Annotated in this window: 18 protein-coding genes; 9 read left to right on the top strand and 9 right to left on the bottom strand. The window is 76.0% G+C overall.

What is annotated here, in order from left to right:
* Positions 1–3 precede the first annotated feature (3 nt).
* Positions 4–927, top strand: coding sequence for an MsnO8 family LLM class oxidoreductase (locus KPF22_RS04900; protein WP_244325943.1), 924 nt, complete (start codon positions 4–6; stop codon positions 925–927).
* A gap of 18 nt (positions 928–945) precedes the next feature.
* Here KPF22_RS04900 and KPF22_RS04905 read toward each other — a convergent pair whose 3' ends face one another.
* The 3 genes from KPF22_RS04905 to KPF22_RS04915 form a co-directional block, all read right to left on the bottom strand.
* Positions 946–1,455, bottom strand: coding sequence for a DUF2771 family protein (locus KPF22_RS04905; protein WP_178375886.1), 510 nt, complete (start codon positions 1,453–1,455; stop codon positions 946–948).
* Between the two features lie 43 nt (positions 1,456–1,498).
* Complete coding sequence (locus KPF22_RS04910; protein WP_224401358.1) at positions 1,499–3,013, bottom strand: MFS transporter; 1,515 nt, start codon at positions 3,011–3,013, stop codon at positions 1,499–1,501.
* Positions 3,014–3,089: 76 nt separating this feature from the next.
* Positions 3,090–3,902, bottom strand: coding sequence for a glutaminyl-peptide cyclotransferase (locus KPF22_RS04915; RefSeq protein WP_224401359.1), 813 nt, complete (start codon positions 3,900–3,902; stop codon positions 3,090–3,092).
* Between the two features lie 39 nt (positions 3,903–3,941).
* Here KPF22_RS04915 and KPF22_RS04920 point away from each other — a divergent pair, with 39 nt between their 5' ends.
* The 5 genes from KPF22_RS04920 to KPF22_RS04940 all read left to right on the top strand — a co-directional run bounded on the left by KPF22_RS04920 (position 3,942) and on the right by KPF22_RS04940 (position 11,028).
* On the top strand, positions 3,942–4,775 hold the full coding sequence (locus tag KPF22_RS04920; RefSeq protein ID WP_307799039.1) for a DUF3027 domain-containing protein: 834 nt from the start codon (positions 3,942–3,944) through the stop codon (positions 4,773–4,775).
* 200 nt (positions 4,776–4,975) lie between these two features.
* Positions 4,976–7,582 carry a sacsin N-terminal ATP-binding-like domain-containing protein gene (locus tag KPF22_RS04925; protein WP_374107482.1) on the top strand — a complete coding sequence of 869 codons (2,607 nt, stop codon included), beginning with the start codon at positions 4,976–4,978 and terminating at the stop codon, positions 7,580–7,582.
* Positions 7,579–8,853: a D-inositol-3-phosphate glycosyltransferase gene (mshA, locus tag KPF22_RS04930; RefSeq protein ID WP_208818906.1), complete on the top strand. Its 1,275-nt coding sequence runs from the start codon at positions 7,579–7,581 to the stop codon at positions 8,851–8,853. The genes KPF22_RS04925 and mshA overlap by 4 nt, the downstream gene beginning before the upstream one ends.
* Positions 8,850–9,329: a YbjN domain-containing protein gene (locus tag KPF22_RS04935; protein WP_208818907.1), complete on the top strand. Its 480-nt coding sequence runs from the start codon at positions 8,850–8,852 to the stop codon at positions 9,327–9,329. Before mshA ends, KPF22_RS04935 begins: the two co-directional genes overlap by 4 nt.
* A 121-nt stretch (positions 9,330–9,450) precedes the next feature.
* Positions 9,451–11,028 (top strand): AMP-binding protein, encoded by a 1,578-nt coding sequence (locus tag KPF22_RS04940; protein WP_224401361.1) that lies wholly within the window; start codon positions 9,451–9,453, stop codon positions 11,026–11,028.
* A gap of 248 nt (positions 11,029–11,276) precedes the next feature.
* Here KPF22_RS04940 and KPF22_RS04945 read toward each other — a convergent pair whose 3' ends face one another.
* From KPF22_RS04945 to KPF22_RS04960, 4 genes are all read right to left on the bottom strand, one after another.
* Complete coding sequence (locus KPF22_RS04945; RefSeq protein WP_208818929.1) at positions 11,277–12,104, bottom strand: metal ABC transporter permease; 828 nt, start codon at positions 12,102–12,104, stop codon at positions 11,277–11,279.
* Positions 12,105–12,139: 35 nt separating this feature from the next.
* Positions 12,140–12,877: a metal ABC transporter ATP-binding protein gene (locus KPF22_RS04950; RefSeq protein ID WP_208818909.1), complete on the bottom strand. Its 738-nt coding sequence runs from the start codon at positions 12,875–12,877 to the stop codon at positions 12,140–12,142.
* A complete protein-coding gene (locus KPF22_RS04955) occupies positions 12,874–13,812 on the bottom strand; it encodes a metal ABC transporter substrate-binding protein (RefSeq protein WP_374107457.1) in 939 nt (312 codons plus the stop codon). Before KPF22_RS04955 ends, KPF22_RS04950 begins: the two co-directional genes overlap by 4 nt.
* Before the next feature lie 79 nt (positions 13,813–13,891).
* Positions 13,892–14,830 carry an AraC family transcriptional regulator gene (locus KPF22_RS04960; RefSeq protein ID WP_208818911.1) on the bottom strand — a complete coding sequence of 313 codons (939 nt, stop codon included), beginning with the start codon at positions 14,828–14,830 and terminating at the stop codon, positions 13,892–13,894.
* Positions 14,831–14,991: 161 nt separating this feature from the next.
* On the opposite strand from KPF22_RS04960, the gene KPF22_RS04965 reads away from it, so the two are divergent.
* Together KPF22_RS04965 and KPF22_RS04970 are read left to right on the top strand one after the other, a co-directional pair.
* The gene (locus tag KPF22_RS04965) at positions 14,992–15,435 is read left to right on the top strand and encodes a VOC family protein (RefSeq protein ID WP_208818912.1); all 444 of its coding nucleotides are present in this window, start codon (positions 14,992–14,994) and stop codon (positions 15,433–15,435) included.
* A gap of 24 nt (positions 15,436–15,459) precedes the next feature.
* A complete protein-coding gene (locus KPF22_RS04970) occupies positions 15,460–16,233 on the top strand; it encodes an SDR family NAD(P)-dependent oxidoreductase (protein WP_208818913.1) in 774 nt (257 codons plus the stop codon).
* A gap of 5 nt (positions 16,234–16,238) precedes the next feature.
* On the opposite strand, the gene KPF22_RS04975 is transcribed toward KPF22_RS04970, so the two are convergent.
* On the bottom strand, positions 16,239–17,198 hold the full coding sequence (locus KPF22_RS04975; RefSeq protein WP_224401363.1) for an FAD-dependent oxidoreductase: 960 nt from the start codon (positions 17,196–17,198) through the stop codon (positions 16,239–16,241).
* Between the two features lie 82 nt (positions 17,199–17,280).
* Here KPF22_RS04975 and KPF22_RS04980 point away from each other — a divergent pair, with 82 nt between their 5' ends.
* A complete protein-coding gene (locus tag KPF22_RS04980; protein WP_224401364.1) occupies positions 17,281–17,715 on the top strand; it encodes a hypothetical protein in 435 nt (144 codons plus the stop codon).
* Here the strand turns inward: KPF22_RS04980 and KPF22_RS04985 are convergent.
* Positions 17,703–18,335, bottom strand: a complete 633-nt coding sequence (locus KPF22_RS04985) for a TenA family protein (RefSeq protein ID WP_224401365.1) — start codon at positions 18,333–18,335, stop codon at positions 17,703–17,705. The genes KPF22_RS04980 and KPF22_RS04985 overlap by 13 nt on opposite strands.
* Between the last annotated feature and the right edge of the window lie 3 nt (positions 18,336–18,338).

An 18,338-nucleotide genomic window follows, 5' to 3' on the forward strand; every position in this document is an offset into this window, starting at 1 on the left:
TCGATGTTGGACCGCTCGCGGACGCGGGCCGGGGAGCCCGACGCCGCCGCGGTCCGCGGCACGGTGGCGCGGGCCGTCCGCGCCGAGCAGCTCGGCTACCACCGGTTCTGGGTGGCCGAGCACCACGCCGTGCCCGGGATCGCGTCGGGCAGCCCGCCGGTCCTGATGGCCGCGGTGGGCGCGGCGACCTCGCGGATCCGGGTCGGCTCGGGCGGGATCATGCTGCCCAACCACCAGCCGCTCGTCGTCGCGGAGCAGGTGGCGTTGCTGGAGGCGCTGCATCCCGGGCGGATCGACCTGGGCATCGGCCGCTCGCCCGGGTTCACCGAGCCGGTCCGCCGCGCCCTGCGCGCCGGCGGGGCCGACGACGCGGAGTTCCGCGCCGCCCTCGACGAGCTCCGCTCCTTCCTCGACGGCAGCGGCCCGGTGACGGCCCGGCCGCGGCTGGAGCACGCCGTACCGCTGTTCCTGCTCGCCACCGGCGCGGGGCTGCCGCTGGCCGGGGACCTGGGGCTGCCTGCCGTCGTCGGCGGACCGGTGCTCGACGATCCGGCGGCGCTGGCGGACTACCGCGAGCGGGCCGGGGACGCGGCGCACCTGGTGGTGTCCGCCGACGTGCTCGTCGGGGACCCGCAGCTGGCGCTGTCCGAGGCGTGGGCGCACGCCGCGGCCCGCACCACCGGGGAGTTCCCGCCGCTGGAGCCGCCGGACCCGCACCGCGCGACGACCCGGCGCCAGCGCGAGACCGTGGACCGGGCGCTGGCGAACGCGATCGTCGGCGACCCCGACACCGTCGCCGAGCGGCTCGACGACCTCGTGGCCCGCACCGGCGCCGACGAGCTGCTGGTGTTCTCCTCGACCCACGACCGCGACGCGCAGGCCGACTCCGACGCCGCGCTGGCCCGGCTGCTCGGCGCGGTCCGCTGAGCCCCGGGTCGCGCCCGCTCAGCCCTGCTCGCCGACCAGCACCCAGGTCGCCCGGACCGGGAACTGGATGTCGGTGCTCTCCGGGTCGATCGACGGCGGCGCCCCGAACACCTGCACCTGTGCGGTGACGAGCCGGTCGCCCGGCTCGGGCAGGGACAGCGTGAAGTCGGTGCGGGTGTCCGGCGCGGCGATCGCGCTGCGCTGCTGGACCGGGGTCGGGTCGGTGCCGCGGGTGAACGCGTAGGCGACCTGCCAGGGCGCGGAGGAGACCTCCTCGGGCACCGTGATGCGGACCTCCGTCCCGGGCGGGACCTGTGCGGTCACCCGGGCGTTCGGGGCGTCCTGGCAGTTCTGCAGGCTGGTGTCGCAGAACTGGGTGGGCGCGGCGGTCAGCGAGGTGCCACCGACGTCGAACGTCACCGTCGGGGCCTCGCCGCCGCACCCGGCGAGGACGAGGGCGGCCGCGGCCAGGGTCCCGGCCAGCACGCCGGCGGACCGGCGGGGGCGCGGTCGGGGGCGGGTGATCACGCCGACCAGCGTACGGATCCGGGCCCGGCGCGCGGGCGGGCCCTCAGCGGGCGACGGCCGGGCGCGGCCCCAGACCGGGCACCAGCGAGGTGCCGCGGCGCACCAGCGCGGCCTGCAGCGCGAACACCGCCACCACCCCGGTCACGATCACGAACCCGGTCCGGAACGTGTCGTGCGGGGCGAGCACCCCGATCGCCCCGCCCAGCACCCAGGCCAGCTGCAGGACCGTCTCCGACCGCCCGAACGCCGACGCCCGCGCGTCCTCGGGCAGGTCGCGCTGCACCACCGCGTCGAGGCAGACCTTCGCCAGCGCGCTCGCCGTCGACGCGACCAGGGCCGCGACCACCGCCGTCGGGACCCCCGGCAGCAGTGCCACCGCCGCCGCGGCCAGCACCGCCGCCGCGGCCGCCGCGAGCACCACCGGCTCGACCCGGGAGAAGCGGCTGCGCGCCCCCACCGCGTTGCCGGCGAACAGCCCGACGCCGGCGGCCGCGCCGACCATCCCGATCACCACCAGCTGGCCCGTGGGATCGCCGTCGGGGGACTGCTCGGCCCCCGCCTTCACCACGAACGCGACGAACAGCGTGAGGAACCCGGTCAGCACCCGCACCGTGCTCGTGCCCCACAGCGCGACGAGCACCGCCCGCGTCGCGGGGGCGCGGGACCGGCGCTTGCCCGGCCGGGTGGCGGGCACCGCCGCGGTCACCTCGCCCGCGGTGGACTCGACCCGGCGGGGGATCCGCAGGCAGAGCACGGCACCGGCGACGCCGAGCACCGCCGTCCACCACAGCGGCCCGGCCCCGCCGACGGCCAGCGCCGCCCCGCCCGCGACGGCCCCGGCGATCCCGCCCGCGGCCATCCCGAACGTGGTGAGCCGGGAGTTCGTCGTCGCCAGGGTGATCGTCGACGGCAGCACCCGCGGGGTCACGGCCGCCTTGAGCACCAGGAACGACTTGGACAGCACCATGATCCCCAGCGCGGCCGGGTAGAGCAGCCAGTCGTCGAGGTGGAACACGAGCACCACGGCGAGCACCGCGCGGCCGGCACAGGACACCGCCATCGCGATCCGCCTGCCCCGCTGCAACCGGTCCAGTGCGGGACCGATCACCGGCGCCACCAGCGCGAACGGCGCGACGGTGATCGCCAGGTAGAGCGCCACGTTCGCGGTGGACTCCGCCGTCGCCGCCGCGAAGAACAGCGTGTTCGCCAGCGCGACGGCGACCGCCGCGTCGAGCGCGTAGGTCAGCATCGTGGCGTAGGTGAGCGCCGTCAGCCCGGACCGGTCGGCACCGTCGGCGGTCGCGGCGCGCCGGAACAGCGCGACCGCGCGCCCGCCCAGCTCGCGGGTGCGGTGCACGGCGACCCGGGTGACCGTCAACCTGCGGGGGACCGTGGCCGGGCCGGGGCGGGGCAGCTCGTCGGTGGCGGCACCGGCGGAGCGCGCACGGCGCAGCGCCGGGTCCGAGGCGATCGGGGTGGTGGTCGGGGAGGAGCGCGGGTCCGGGCCACGTCTCGACCCGGCCGCCCGGCGGCGGCTGCGGAACGGGTTCGGTGCCACGCGGTCATTGTGCAGGCGGGCACCGACGGTTCCGGCGATCCCGCCGGGTGGTGTCACCCGCCCGGCGCAGCGCGGGTCAGGCCGGGGGCACCGGGAGCCGCACCCGGAACGTCGTCGGCCACAGCTTCCCGGTGAGCAGGTACTCGTCGCCGTCGACGTGGGCGATGCCGTTGAGCACGTCGGCCCCGGCCCGCTGCCCGGCCGGCAGCAGCCCGGTCGCGTCGACGACGGCGTCGACCACCCCGGTCGACGGGTCGATCCGCACCAGGTCGTCGGTCTGCCAGACGTTGGCCCACACCCGGTCGCCGACGCACTCCAGCTCGTTGAGCCGGGTCACCGGGGCGCCGTCCAGGGTGACGGCCACCGAGCCGGTCCCCGCCAGGTCGGCCGGGTCGTGGAAGAACAGCCGGTCGGTGCCGTCCGAGCGCACCACGCGGTCGCCCAGCAGGCACAGCCCCCAGCCCTCGCCGTCGACGGGCACCTCGCGCAGCGGCCGCAGCGCCGCCCGGTCCCACTCGACCGCCACCCCGTCCTGCCAGGTCAGCTGCCAGATCCGGTCCCCGACGACGGTGATGCCCTCCCCGAAGTACGCCGGCGGCAGCGGGCTCGCCGCCCGCACCGCGCCCGTCGCCGGGTCCAGCGCGCGCAGCTGCGAGCGCCCCACCCGGCCGGTCCCCTCGTAGAGGGTCCCGTCGCGCAGCTCCAGGCCCTGGGTGAACGCCTGCGGGTCGTGCGGGATCTCGGCGAGGACCTGCGGACGGACCACCGGAACGGGGCCCGGGTCGGGCAGCCCCGGCGCCGGGGCCGCGGCCCCGCAGGCCGCCAGGGCGAGCAGGAGGGGGAGCAGCCCCGTCACGGAGGGGCGGCGGAGCAGCGCTCGGGCGGGCACCCGCCCAGGATGCCCGGGCACGGGTGGCACACTGGTGAGGTGAGCACTGGTGAGGTGGGTGTCGAGGTCGGCGACTCCGGTGACGAGCGGGCGGAGACGCCGCAGTCCCGGGTGACACCCGCGCCGTCGCACCTGTTCGACGCGGTGGACGAGGCGCGGGCCGCGGCCGTCGAGGAGGCGGCCGACGAGCTGGGTGACGAGGCGGCCGTGGCCGCCGTCGGCGCGCACCTGGGCACGACCGTCGAGGACGACGGCTCGGTCACCCATTCCTTCGCCGCGCACCTGCCCGGCTACCGCGGCTGGCGGTGGGCGGTCACCGTCGCCGCCGCGGCCGGTGACGGGCCGGTGACGGTCTCGGAGTCGGTGCTGCTGCCCGGCTCGACCGCGCTCGTCGCGCCGGACTGGGTGCCGTGGGACCAGCGTGTGCGCCCCGGTGACCTCAAGCCCGGCGACCTGCTGCCCACCCCGGCCGACGACCCCCGGCTGGTACCGGGCTACGTCGACTCCGGGGACCCGGCCGTCGACGCGCTGGCCCGCGAGGTCGGCCTCGGCCGCGAGCGGGTGCTGTCGTTCGAGGGCCGCATCGCCGCCGCCGAGCGCTGGCAGGACGGGGAGCGCGGCCCGGCCGCCGACCTCGCCCGGTCCGCCCCCGCGTCCTGCGGGACCTGCGGGTTCCTGGTGCCGCTCGCCGGGTCGCTGCAGGGCGTGTTCGGGGTCTGCGCGAACGGCTCCTCCCCGGCCGACGCCCAGGTCGTCGCCGTCGGCTTCGGCTGCGGCGCGCACTCCTCGGTCGCCGAGCCGTCCGGCTCCCCGGTCCACGTCTCGGCCCTGGTCTACGACGACGGCGTCGACCTCGAGCCGGTCGGGTCCTGAGCCCTCCCGGCGTCGCGGACGGCACCGACCCGTTCGGCACGGCGGCGCTGCGGGACGGGGTCCTGGCGGCCTGGTCGTCGTCGCCGACCCGGTTCCGTGAGGACGTCAACGCCGAGGACGACCTGCGCCGCGGCGGGTACGCCGACACCTGGGTCGCCGAGCTGCTCCAGAACGCCGCCGACGCCGCGCTCGCCGCGGACCTGCCCGGCCGGGTCCGGGCCGTCGTGGTGGACGGTGAGCTGCGCGTCGCCAACACCGGTGCCCCGCTCGACGCCGCCGGGGTCGCCGCGCTCGCCGCGCTGCGGGCCTCGGCCAAGCGGGACGCGGCCGGCGCGACCGGCCGGTTCGGCGTCGGGTTCGCCGCGGTGCTCGCCGTCTGTACCGACCCCCGGCTGGTGACGGCGGCCGGGGCCGTTGCGTTCTCGGCCGCGCGGACCGCGGTCGAGGTGGCCCGGCTGGGCGGTGCCGCGGCCGCCGAGCTGGCCCGCGACGCCCGGGTGCCGGTGCTGCGGCTGGCCTGGCCCGCGCCGGAGGAGGAACCGCCGCCGCCCGGGTTCGCCACCGAGGTCCGGCTGCGCCCGGCGCCCGGCACCGACCCGCACGACCTGCTCGACGAGCTCGCGCGCACCGCCGGGGACCTGCTGCTGGCCCTGCCGGGGCTGGAGTCGGTCACGGCGGGCCCGGTGACCGTCGCCCGCACCGACCTCGGCGACGGCCGGGTGCGCGTCGGCGACGCCGGGTACCTGCTGGTCACCGGGGACGCGGGCGTCCGCTGGGCGCTGCCGCGCCGCGGCGACCGGCCCGCCCCGTACGGACCCGACGACGGCGAGGTCCTGCACGCCCCCACCCGCAGCGCCGAGCAGCTGTCGCTGCCCGCCCGGCTGGTCGCACCGTTCCCGCTCGACCCGGACCGCCGCCGGATCCGTGCCGACGACCCGGCGGTCGACGTGCTGGTCGACGCCGCGGCGGCCGCCTACGCCGACCTCGTCCGGCGAGTCGGCCCCGCGGACCGCACCGCCCTGGTGCCGGAGCCGGGGTTCCCGCGCTCACCGCTCGACGGCCGGCTGCGCGAGGCGGTCACCGCCGCGCTGACCCGCACCCCGTGGCTCCCCGCCGCCACGGGCGACGCGGACGTGCTCGCACCGGAGCGGGCCGAGTGGCTCGACGTGCCCGCCGACGGGCTGCCCGAGCTGCTCGCCGCGACCGGTCCGGCGTTCGCCCGCCTCGTCGCGTCCGGGGTCGTCCCGCCCGCCGGGCTCGGCGTGGACCGGGTCGGCCCGGCCGCGCTGGCGGAGCGGCTCACCGGCCTCGAGGCGGATCCGGGCCGGTGGCGGGAGCTGTACGCGGCGCTCGCCCCGGCCGCCGACACCGTCCCGGGGCTGGCCGCCGAGCTGGGCGCGCTGCCCGTCCCGCTCGTCGACGGCCGCCTGGTGCCCGGGCCCGCCTCGGTGCTGCTCCCCGTCGGGGGCGACCCGGCCGGGGCGGCGGCGCTCCCCGAGCTGCGGATCGCCCACCCCGACGCCGTCCACCCGCTGCTGCGCCGTCTCGGGGCCGCCGACGCCGACCGCGACACCCTGCTCGACGCGCCCGCGCTGCACGCCGCCGTGGAGCGGTCCGTCGACGACGCCGAGGCGGGCCTGGACACCACCCCGGCGGCCCGCGCCGTCCTCGCCCTGCTCGACACCCCCGGCGCGACGCCGGACCCGCGGTTCGGGGCCCTCGCCCTCACCGACGAGGACGGCCGCCCCGCCCGCGCCGACGAGCTCGTCCTGCCCGACGCCGCCGTCCGGGACCTGCTCGACCCGGACGCCCCGGTCGGCGTGCTGGGGCCGGAGTGGGCCGACGTGCCCCGCGACGCCCTGGTCGCCGCCGGCGTGCTGGACCGGTTCACGGTCGTCGCGTTCGACCCCGACGTGCTGCACGACGCCGAGCACTACCCCGGCGACGGCGACCCCCCGCCCGCCGTACGCGATCTCGACCTCGTCGCCGACGACCGCTGGCCCGCGGCGCTGGCCCTGCTCGCCGGCGACCGCGACACCCGGGCCGCGCTGCTCACCGGCTACACCGCCTGGTGGCTGTCGCGCCACGTCCGCCTCGGCGGCCGGCTGGCCGGCACGTGGCGGCTGCGCTCGGCGACCGGGCTGGCCGGGCTCTACGAGGAGGTCGGGGCCCTGCCCGGCGTCGACGACGCGGTGCTCGCCGCCGTCGGCGTCCGGGACCGGGTCGTCGTCGACGGGCCGGACGAGGTCACCGCGCTGCTCGACCGGCTGGCCGACCCGGCGCGCACGGTGACCGGGGAGGTGGCCGCGGCCGCCTACTCCGCGCTCGCCGCGGCCGTCGCGGACGGCCGGGTGGACCTCGACGACGTCGACCCGCCGGACCGGGTCCGCACGGTGACCGGGTCGGTCGCGCCGACCGACCACGCCGTCGTCCTCGACGCGCCGTGGGTGCTGCCCGCGCTGGACGCGCTGCCCGCCGTCCCCGGCGGGCCCGACCCCGCCGCCCTCGCGGAGCTGCTCGATGTGCCACTGGCCTCGGAGCGGGTCGCCGGGACCGCCCGCGGCACCGGCACCCCCGGCCCGTGGACGGCCGACCCCGAGGTCGTCCTGGCACTGGCCGCGCTGGGGGAGACCGCGCCCCCGGGGCGGCTGCACCGGCACGACGAGCTGGTCGTCGACCTCGACGACGGCGCGACGGTGACCGTCCCGGCCTGGCCCGGCCGCGGCGACGACTGGCACGCCGCGGACCCGCTGCGGGCGCTGGTGGCTGCGCTGGCGCTCCGGCGCCGTGTCAGGATGCTCGGGTGAGTGAGCGACTGCCCCGACGGGTCGCGGTGCTGTCGGTGCACACCTCCCCGACCGAGCAGCCCGGCACCGGCGACGCCGGTGGGATGAACGTCTACGTCGCGCAGACGGCGATCCGGATGGCCCGCCGCGGCGTCGAGGCGGAGATCTTCACCCGCGCCACGTCGTCGGAGCAGCCACCGACGGTCGAGCTGGAGCCCGGCGCGACGGTCCGGTTCGTCGCCGCGGGCCCCTTCGAGGGTCTCGGCAAGGACGACCTGCCGAGCCAGCTGTGCGCCTTCACCGCCGGGGTGCTGCGGGCCGAGGCCCGCCACGACCCGGGCTGGTACGACGTCGTGCACTCCCACTACTGGCTGTCCGGCCAGGTCGGCTGGCTGGCCCGGGACCGCTGGGGGGTGCCGCTGGTGCACTCCGCACACACCCTGGCCAAGGTCAAGAACGCCGCGCTCGCCGCCGGGGACACCCCCGAGCCGCGGGTGCGGGTGATCGGCGAGGACCAGGTCGTCGCCGAGGCCGACCGGCTGGTGGCGAACACCGAGATCGAGTCCAAGCAGCTGCTGGACCTCTACGACGCCGACCCGCGCCGCACCGTCACCATCCCGCCCGGGGTGGACACCGACCGCTTCCGGCCCGGGGACCGCGCCGCGGCCCGCGCCGAGCTGGGCCTGCCCGCCGGGGCGGTGGTGCTGGCGTTCGTCGGACGCATCCAGCGGCTCAAGGCCCCCGACGTGCTGCTGCGCGCCGCGGCCGAGCTGGCCGCCCGCGCACCGGGGCTGCGGGAGCGCCTCGTCGTGCTCGTCGCGGGCGGGCCGTCCGGGTCGGGGCTGGCCGAGCCGACGTCGCTGCACGAGCTGGCGGCCGAGCTGGGGATCACCGACCTCGTCCGGTTCCTGCCGCCCCGGGCCGGCGACGAGCTGGTGACGGTCTACCGGGCGGCCGACGTCGTCGCCGTCCCGAGCCACAACGAGTCCTTCGGGCTGGTCGCGCTGGAGGCCCAGGCGTGCGGGACGCCGGTGGTGGCGACCCGGGTGGGCGGGCTGCCGGTCGCCGTCGCCGAGGGCCGGTCCGGGCTGCTCGTCACCGGGCACGACATCTCCGACTGGGCCGACGCGCTGGGCGAGCTCGCGCTCGACCCGGGCCGTCGCGAGCAGATGGGGCGGACCGCGGCGACGCACGCGCACCGCTTCTCCTGGGACCGCACGACCGACGCCCTGCTGGGCGCCTACGACGAGGCCCGCACCGAGTTCGCGGCGCGGCGACGGAGGGACGTATGAGCGACCTGGAGCAGCGGATCGGGGCCGCGCTGGCCGACTCCGGCGCCGAGCACGTCCACCGCGGGCCCGGGCAGTGGCTGGTCACCCTCCCCGGTGAGGCCCGGCTCCAGACCCAGACCTGGCTGATCCTGCGCGAGCAGACCCTCGCGGTGCAGGCGTTCGTGTGCCGCAGGCCCGACGAGAACCACGAGGGCGTCTACCGGTTCATGCTGCTGCGCAACGCCAGGCTCTACGGCGTGCACTACTGCCTGGACCGTGTCGGGGACATCCACCTCGTCGGGCGGCTGGCGCGCCACGCCGTCACCGCGGACGAGCTCGACCGTGTCCTCGGCTCGGTGCTGGAGGCCGCCGACGGCGATTTCAACACCTTCCTGGAGCTGGGCTTCGCGTCCTCCATCCGCCGCGAGTACGCCTGGCGCAGCGAGAACGGCGAGTCGACCGCGAACCTGGCGGCGTTCGAGCACCTGTTCCAGTGACCCACGGGTAACTTTTCGCGGCGCCACGACGACGGCACGTGTGCGGTGCGCTTAGCATGGCGCCGAACCCGGCCGGATCTCCGCGCCGCCCGTCCCGCAGGTCATCGCGAAGGAGCGAACCTTGTCGTTGCGCAGCCCGTACCCGGACGTCGAGATCCCCGACGTCTCGCTCACCGAGTTCCTGTTCGCCGACGGGTTCGGCGACCGGGCGGACGCGCCGGCGATCGTCGACGGCACCACCGGTGACCAGCTGACCTACACCGAGTTCCACGGCCTGGTCGAGAAGATCGCCGGCGGGCTCGCCGCCCGCGGCATCGGCACCGGCGACGTCGTCGCGCTGTTCGCGCCGAACCTGCCGCAGTGGGCGGCGCTGTTCCACGGCATCCTGCGCGCCAACGGCATCGTGACCAGCGCGAACTCGATGTACACCGGCGGCGAGCTGGCCCACCAGCTCAAGGACTCCGGCGCGAAGATGGTCATCACCGTCTCGCCGTTCCTCGACCGCGCCGTGGCCGGGGCGAAGGAGGCCGGGCTGTCGGAGGACGTCGTGCTCACCATCGACGCCACCGAGGGCCACGACTCGCTGCGCGACCTCGTCTCCTCGGGCGCGCCTGCCCCGGAGCTCACCACCTCCGCGGACGACACCGCGGTGCTGCCCTACTCCTCCGGCACCACCGGCCTGGCCAAGGGCGTGGTGCTGACCCACCGCAACCTGGTGGCGAACCTGCTCCAGATCCAGGTCATGGGTGACGTGACCAGCGAGACCAAGATCATGGCGTTCCTGCCGTTCTTCCACATCTACGGCATGACCGTGATGATGAACCAGGGTCTGCACGCGCGCGCCACCGTCGTCACCATGCCGAAGTTCGACCTCGAGCAGTTCCTGACCATCACCCAGGACCTGCAGGTCGACCGGCTCTACATCGCCCCGCCGGTCGCCGTCGCGCTGGCCAAGCACCCGATCATCGACAAGTTCGACCTGTCCTGCGTGAAGACGATCTTCTCCGGTGCCGCCCCGCTGGACGGCGAGCTCGGCCGCGCCGTCGCCAAGCGGCTGGACTGCACCGTGCTGCAGGGCTACGGCATGACCGAGCTGTCCCCGGTCAGCCACTGCATGCCCGACGACCGCGGCGACCTCGACCTGAACTCGTCGGGCTTCGCGCTGCCGAACATCGAGTGCAAGCTGGTCGACCCGGAGTCCGGCGAGGAGGTCGGCGTCGGCGAGCGCGGCGAGCTGTGGGTCAAGGGCCCGAACGTGATGGTCGGGTACCTCAACAACTCCGAGGCGACCGACGCCACCAAGGACGCCGACGGCTTCCTGCACACCGGTGACATCGCCGTCGTCGACGACGAGGGCGTCTACTCGATCGTCGACCGGGTCAAGGAGCTCATCAAGTACAAGGGCTACCAGGTGCCGCCCGCCGAGCTGGAGGCGCTGCTGCTGACCCACGACAAGATCGCCGACACCGCGGTCATCGGGGTCAAGGACGCCGACGGCGAGGAGGTCCCCAAGGCGTTCGTGGTGAAGCAGGCCTCGGGTGAGGACCTGACCGAGGACGACGTCATGGGCTTCGTCGCCGAGAAGGTCGCGCCGCACAAGAAGGTGCGCGTGGTCGAGTTCATCGACCAGATCCCGAAGTCGGCCTCGGGCAAGATCCTGCGCAAGGACCTGCGGGCCCGGGAGAACGAGAGGGCCTGACCCTTCTGAACGGCCGGGACGGCGCCGTGACCTGCAGCGATGCAGGGGCGGCGCCGTCTCGTCGTCTGTGGGGGTGCGGGGTCGTGCCGGGCGATCCGGGGGTGTCCACGGAACAGGTACGAACGATCATGAAGTCCGAAGTCCGATGGGGACGGACGGGACACCTCGCGAAGGTCCGCGACGGCAGGGGCCCGTCGGGAAGTACCCGAGCGCTCCTCCGACGTCCGGCGGCAGCGCTCACGTACTTCTCACCGAGACAACGGAGCGGTGACCGGGCGGCGGGCGCGGACGGCGCGGGCGAGCACCCCGTGTCGCGGGCCGAAGAGGTACGCCGATGCGAACGCGACCCCGAGCCCCAGGACCACCGAGCCGCCGGTGGACACATCGGCCCAGTAGCTCACGTACACCCCGGCGACCCCCGCGCCGACCGCGACGAGCACCGCGACCACCAGCATCGTCTCCATCCGGTCGGTGAGCAGGTACGCCGTCGCGCCCGGCACGATCAGCACCGCGACCACCAGGACGATCCCCACCGCCTGCAGCGCCACGACGACGGCCAGCGCCAGCAGCCCGAGCAGCAGGGCCTCCACCCGCCGCGGGTCGATCCCGATGGCGTGCGCGTGCACCCGGTCGAACGCGACGAGCGTCAGGTCGCGGTGTCGCAGCAGCACGACGACGACGGTGACCGCCCCGAGCACGGCGATCTGGGCGAGGTCGCCGGGGGACAGGCCGAGCAGGTTGCCGAACAGGATGTGCATGAGGTCGGTGTCGCTGGGCGTGCGTGACAGCAGGACCAGCCCGAACGCGAACAGCACCGTGAACACCACGCCGATGGCCGCGTCCTCCTTCACCCGCGACGTGCGTCGCACCAGCCCGATCAGCCCGACCGCGCCCGCGCCGAAGACGAACGCGCCGACCCCGAACGGGATGCCGACGATGTAGGCGAGCACCACCCCGGGCAGCACCGCGTGCGACACGGCGTCGCCCATCAGCGACCAGCCGACCAGGGTCAGCCAGCAGGACAGCAGCGCGCCGACGGTCCCGGCGATCACCGCGGCGAGCAGCGCGCGCTGCATGAACCCGAACTGCAGCGGCTCCAGCAGGAACGCGGTCACGACGCCCCGCTCTCCGCCGTGCCGAACCCGAACACCCGGCCGAGGACCTGCGGGGTGAGGACCTCGGCGGGCGGCCCGTCGGCGAGCAGCCGGGTCGCCAGCAGCACCGCGCGGTCGCAGAGCCGGTCGACGCCGCCGATGTCGTGGGTCGAGATGAGCACCGTGCGGCCGTCGTCGCGCAGGGCGTGCAGCACCCGGATCATGGCCTCGCTCGTGGCGTGGTCGACCCCGGCGAAGGGCTCGTCGAGCAGCAGCAGCGGCGCGTCCTGGGCGATCGCGCGGGCGAGGAACACCCGCTTGCGCTGTCCCCCGGACAGCCGGCCGATCTGGCGGCCGGCGAGGTCGGTCATCCCGACCCGGTCCAGCGCGGCGTCGACGGCGTCGCGGTCGCGGCGGCGCGCCCGGCGCAGGAGCCCCATGCCGGCGTAGCGCCCGGTCAGGACGACCTCGCGGGCCAGGATCGGGAAGTCCGGGTCGATCGCCTCGGCCTGCGGCATGTAGGCGACGGTCGCGGACCGGCGGGCGACGGCCGGGTCGCGGCCGTGCAGCCGCACCGTCCCCGTGGCCGGGCGGACCAGCCCGATCACGCTGCGGAACAGCGACGACTTGCCCGATCCGTTGGTGCCGAGCAGCCCGCAGACGGTGCCGTCGCCCAGCACCAGGTCGACGCCGTCGAGGGCGGTGACCTCGCCGTAGCGCACGGACAGCCCCCGCACCTCCAGCACGGCGCTCACGACCGGTCCCCGGTCAGGCCCTCGACGATCACCCGCGCGTCGTGGCGGAGCAGGTCCAGGTAGGTCGGGACCGGGCCGCCCTCCTCCGACAGCGAGTCCACGAACAACGGCCCGGTGAACCGGGCGCCGGTCTCGGCGGCGACCTGGCGCTGCGCGGAGTCGTTCACGGTGCTCTCGCAGAACACCGCGGGCACCGCGTTGTCGCGGACGAAGCCGACGGTCGCGGCGATCTGCTGCGGGGTGCCCTCGGCGTCGCTGTTCACCGGCCACAGCCACGCCTCGCGCAGCCCGGCGTCGCGGGCCAGGTAGGAGAACGCGCCCTCGCAGGTCACCAGTGCCCGCTGGGCCTCGGGCAGGCTGCCGAGGCGTGCGCGCAGGTCGTCCCCGACGGCGCGGACGCGGTCGGCGTAGGCCGCGGCGTTCGCGGCGTAGACCTCGCGCCCGGCCGGGTCGAGGTCGGTCAGCGCGTCCCGGATGTTCTCGACGTAGCGCACCCCGGCCTGCGGTGACATCCACGCGTGCGGGTTGGGCCGGTCCCGGTACCGGCCCTCGGTGATCGGGAGGACGGCGACGCCGTCGCTCAGCGTCGCCGACCGGGCCCCGGTCCGGTCGAGGAACCGCTCGAACCAGCGCTCGAGGCCGAGGCCGTTGTCCAGCACGAGGTCGGCGCCCTCGCCGCGCACGAGGTCGCCGGGTACCGGCTCGTAGTCGTGGATCTCGGCTCCGGGGCGGGTCACCGACTCGACCCGGACGCGGTCGCCGCCGACCTGGCGGGTCATGTCGGCGAGGACGGTGAACGTCGTCAGGACCAGGGGGCGCGGGTCGTCGTCCGGGTCGGTGCCGGGGTCGGCGACGGCACACCCACCGGTCAGCAGCGCCACGGCCAGCAGCACGACGCCAAGTGTTCGCCATGGCATCGACCGAGAGTTAGGCATGACGAACATGATGCGGTACGAATCGGACATCCGGCAACAGTCCGGTCGGACCCGGGTGGTCGTGCCGGCCCCGGCCGGGTCAGCGGCCCGCGGTCTGCTCGGGGGTCTCGCCGAAGGCGCGCGTGTAGGCCACGCGGAACCCGCCCGGGCGCAGGAAGCCCCACCGGCCCGCGATGCGGCCGACCGACGTCGCGTCGCCGGAGGCGCGGAGGTCGGCGCGCACGCCGTCGAGCCGGGCCCGCCACAGCACGGCGCCCGGGTCGGTCCCGGCCCGGCGCAGCCCGGCGACCGCGGCGCGGGCCGGGCCCCCGGTCAGCCGGGCCAGCTCCGCGGGGTCGACGGGGCGGTGGGCGTGGGCGCGCAGGTGCTCGGTGACGCGGCGGACCAGCCGGGCGGGCAGGGCCGGGGTGCGGGTCCGACCGCGCCGGGTGACCTCGTCGAGCACGGTGTTCGGGAACGTCTCCAGGAACCGCGACGCCAGCAGCCCGAACGCCTCGTCGACGGCGACGGACCCGTCCAGCAGCATCGGGTTGCCGAGCACCCGGTCGCGCACGTGCACCACGGTCGCGGCCCAGCGCTGCGCGTGCGCGTCGCTGCGCGGGGTGATCGCGGACAGCCGCACCCGGTCGACCGCGACACCGTGCACCTGTCCGGCCCAGCGGGTCAGGGCCGCCGTGTCGAGGGCGACGACGTCGAGGTCGATGTCCTCGGCGAGGTCCCGGAAGCGGCCCTCGGGCGGGAGCACGCCGACGTCGCCGGACTGCAGCAGCACGGTGCCGTACGCCTCGGTGTCCAGGCGCATGCGTCCGCCCTGCACGAGGTCGATCATGAAGTCGTTCTCGACCGGGTCGACCGTGGCGTCCATCTCGGCGGTGACCCACAGGTCGCTCAGCGAGAACCCCGGGGCGGCGACGGTCTCGTTCCCCACCTCGAAGTCGCGGCCGTCGCCCATCGGCCGTATGACCGCGCCCGCGTAGAACTCCGCGGCGAACCGTTCGACGTCGGCCGCCGACCTCATGCGGAGGCTCAGCCGTCGCACTCCGTTGCCGGGCGGTTGTCCGTTCACTCGCCCTCCACCGGTGCGCCGGGTGATCGGATGCGGAAAGCTACCCCGTGACCGGGCGTCGGCGCGACCCGCGCCACCGCGGAACGGTCGGGGCCCGGCCGTAGCCTCCACCCATGGCGACCCCCTGGACGATCACCGTCGACTGTGCCGACGCACGCCTGCTCGCGGAGTTCTGGAGTGCCGCGCTCGGCTACGCCCCCGCCCCTCCGCCGACCGGGTTCGAGACCTGGGAGGCGTGGATGGTCCACCACGAGGTGCCCGCCGACGAGTGGGGCGACGTCGCCGCGATCAGCGACCCGGACGGCGCGGGCCCGCGGATCTCGTTCCTGCGGGTCGACGAGCCGCGCACGGTGAAGAACCGGTTGCACCTGGACCTGCAGGTCTCCGGCGGCCGGCACCTGCCCGCCGAGCTGCGCGGCGAGCGCCTGGCGGCGGAGGCACGACGGCTGTGCGCGCTCGGCGCCCGGGTCGTCGAGGAGCACCTGTCCCCGGGTTCTCCACATGTGGACCACCTGTGGATGGCCGACCCGGAGGGCAACGACTTCTGCATCGTGTGAGCCCACCGCGGGTATCCGCCGATCATGGGAACGAAGGACGGCACGGTCGCGATCGTCACCGGAGCGGGCTCGGGCATCGGCGCCGCCACCGCGCGGCGGTTCGCGGCGGACGGGGCCACGGTCGTGCTGACCGGGCGGACGAAGGAGAAGCTCGACGACGTGGTGGCCGTCGCCGACCCGGCGGTCGCCGACCGGATGCACGTGCTGGTCGCCGACTCGTCCGACGAGGAGGCGATCACCCACCTCGTCGACGAGGTCGCGTCCGGCTTCGGGCGGCTGGACACGCTGGTCAACAACGCGGCGGTGGCCCGGCCGGGCACCGCGGAGCAGACCTCGACCGAGCAGTGGCGGTTCGTGCACGCCGTCGACGTCGACGGGGTCTTCTTCGCCTCCCGCGCCGCGGTGCCGCACCTGCGCGCGACCCGGGGCTCGATCGTGAACGTGACCTCGGTGTCCGGGCTGGGCGGGGACTGGGCGAACGTCGCCTACAACTCGGCGAAGGGCGCCGTCGTCAACCTCACCCGGGCGATGGCGCTCGACCACGGCGGCGAGGGGATCCGGGTCAACGCGGTCAGCCCGTCGCTGACCCACACGGAGATGACCGAGGGCATGACCGGCGACGAGGACCTGATGGCCCGCTTCGCCGACCGCATCCCGATGGGCCGCGGCGGCGACCCCGCCGAGGTCGCCGACGTGATCGCCTTCCTCGCCGGGCCCGACGCGCGGTTCGTCACCGGGGTCAACCTGCCCGTCGACGGCGGGCTGTCCGCGTCGAACGGGCAGCCGCGGATGTCCTGACCGGGTCAGGGGGTGTCGGCGAGGTCCGCGACGTCGTCGGCGCAGCCCCAGGACAGGGTGATGCCGGAACCGCCGTGCCCGTAGTCGTGGATCACCCGCGGCCGGGTCGCGGTGGCGGGCTCGGCCTCCAGCCGCACCTCCGGGCGGGCCGGGCGCAGGCCCGCGAGGTGCTCCAGGACCTCGGCGTCGCGCAGGGCGGGGACGATGTCGCGGCAGCGTCGCAGGATCGCCTCGCCGGCGGCGGGGTCCGGTGTCGCGTCCCAGACGCCGTCGTCGAGGGTGCCGCCGAGGACGCAGTCGTGCGCGCGGGGGTGCACGTACGCGCGTCCGCCGGGGTGCGCCTCGTCGCGGACCGACATCGTCAGGCCGGGGTTGGTGACACGCACGATCCGTCCCCGCACCGGGGTCACCGTGGTGTCACCGACCAGGGTGCGCGCGCCCATCCCGGAGCAGTGCACGACGAGGTCGGCGTCCCGCCCGGCCTCGTCGAGCGAGGTGACGCGGCGGCGTTCCAGGACGATCCCGAGGCGCCCGGCCTCGGCGGCCAGCCAGGGCAGGTGCACCGGCATCTCGACCAGCGGCACCGCGAAACGCAGGCCGTGGGCGTAGCCGGGCGGCAGCTCGCCGGGCCGGGCCGGGCGGACCTCGCCGACGGCGTCGGCCCACCACTGCGGCTCCGGCTCGGTTCGGTAGAGGGTCAGCGACTCCCGCATCACGACGCCGGGGACGCCGTCGGCGGCCTGCCGGGCCAGCTCGGTGAAGGTGCGCCGGCCCCAGTCGAGGACCTTGTCCCGTGGCCCGGCGCGGGTCGGGAACCACACGGCCGCGGCCAGGTGCGACGTCGACGCCTCCACCGGTGCGTCGGCCAGCACCCGCACCGACCAGCCCCGCTCCCGCAGCCGGACCGCGCAGCTCAGGCCCGCGATCCCGGCGCCGACCACCACCGCCCGCCGGTTGCCTCCCATGCCGGCGATCCTCGCAGCCACCGGTCCCGGATCGTCATCCGGACGTCGACGCCCGGCCACCCGCGGGGCGCACACTCGGCCCGTGACCGCACCGCTGCTGACCGGCCCGGCGCTGGCCCGCCGGGCCGCGCTCGTCCTCGCCGTCCCGCTGCAGGCCGCGCTGGGCGCCCGGCTGCTCGACGACGCCGACCCGGCCGCCGGGGTCGCGCTCACCGTCGACGAGCTCGCCGACGGCGGCGCGGGCGGTGCGCACGCCGGTGCGCTGGCCGTCGGGCTGGAGGTGGCCGCGCTGCTCGCGGTCCTGCCGCACCTCACCGAGGCCGAGCACGCGGTGTCGGTGTCCACCGCGGTCACGCTGCCCGCGCAGGCCCCGCGGGGCCGGGAGGTCGCGTTCCGCGGAACGCTCGACCGGCGCACCGGCCGCTCCGCGTTCACCGCGGTGACGGCCGTCTGCGACGGCGTCGTGGTCGCCCGGGCCCAGGTCGTGAAGGCCGTCGTCGGCCTTCAGCCGGGGTAGGCGGCGTCGAAGAACGCCAGCTCCAGGTCCACCGCGCGCACGAACAGCGCCGCGACCCGCTCCCGGTGGGTGGGGTCGAGCCGGTCGGCGGCGCGGTCGAGCTCGTCGCGCAGGAACGCGACCCACTCCTCGAACTCGACGCCGCGGTGCAGCTCGATCCACTCACGGGAGATCCGGTCGTCGGGGGTGGTGGCGCCCGGCCGGGTCGCCCAGTCCAGGTACAGCCACTCGGCGACGACCAGCACGGCCAGCGTCTCGGCGTAACCGGCGTCGCGGGCGGAGTCCATCAGGTCGACGAACCCGACGGTCGGGGCGGTCCGCTCCGGCTCTGTGTTCCCGTCCAGCTCACCGAGCGAGCGCTCGAAGTAGTCGTTCTCCGGGCCCGCGACCAGCCCCAGCTGACGGGCCAGCCGGACCCGCGGACCGGGCCGGTCGGCCGTCGCGACGGCGGCGCCGAGCAGCGCGAGGAACGAGTCGACGAACTGCAGGTCCTGCTCCAGGTAGTGCCGCAGCACGTCGCGGTCCAGGGTGCCGGACCACAGCTCGTCGACGAACCGGTGTCCGACCGCCGCGTCCCAGGTCGCGGCCGTCGACTCGCGCAGCTGCACGCTGAATCCCATGCC

It is taken from the genome of Pseudonocardia sp. ICBG1034 (genome assembly GCF_020131375.1).
Taxonomy (GTDB): domain Bacteria; phylum Actinomycetota; class Actinomycetes; order Mycobacteriales; family Pseudonocardiaceae; genus Pseudonocardia; species Pseudonocardia alni.

Coding starts and splice junctions, on each gene's coding strand:
- KPF22_RS04900 (WP_244325943.1), top strand. CDS start 4: ATGTTGGACCGCTCGCGGACGCGGGCCGGGGAGCCCGACGCCGCCGCG.
- KPF22_RS04935 (WP_208818907.1), top strand. CDS start 8,850: ATGAGCGACCTGGAGCAGCGGATCGGGGCCGCGCTGGCCGACTCCGGC.
- KPF22_RS04945 (WP_208818929.1), bottom strand. CDS start 12,104: ATGCAGCGCGCGCTGCTCGCCGCGGTGATCGCCGGGACCGTCGGCGCG.
- KPF22_RS04955 (WP_374107457.1), bottom strand. CDS start 13,812: ATGCCTAACTCTCGGTCGATGCCATGGCGAACACTTGGCGTCGTGCTG.
- KPF22_RS04960 (WP_208818911.1), bottom strand. CDS start 14,830: ATGAGGTCGGCGGCCGACGTCGAACGGTTCGCCGCGGAGTTCTACGCG.
- KPF22_RS04965 (WP_208818912.1), top strand. CDS start 14,992: ATGGCGACCCCCTGGACGATCACCGTCGACTGTGCCGACGCACGCCTG.
- KPF22_RS04970 (WP_208818913.1), top strand. CDS start 15,460: ATGGGAACGAAGGACGGCACGGTCGCGATCGTCACCGGAGCGGGCTCG.
- KPF22_RS04975 (WP_224401363.1), bottom strand. CDS start 17,198: ATGGGAGGCAACCGGCGGGCGGTGGTGGTCGGCGCCGGGATCGCGGGC.
- KPF22_RS04985 (WP_224401365.1), bottom strand. CDS start 18,335: ATGGGATTCAGCGTGCAGCTGCGCGAGTCGACGGCCGCGACCTGGGAC.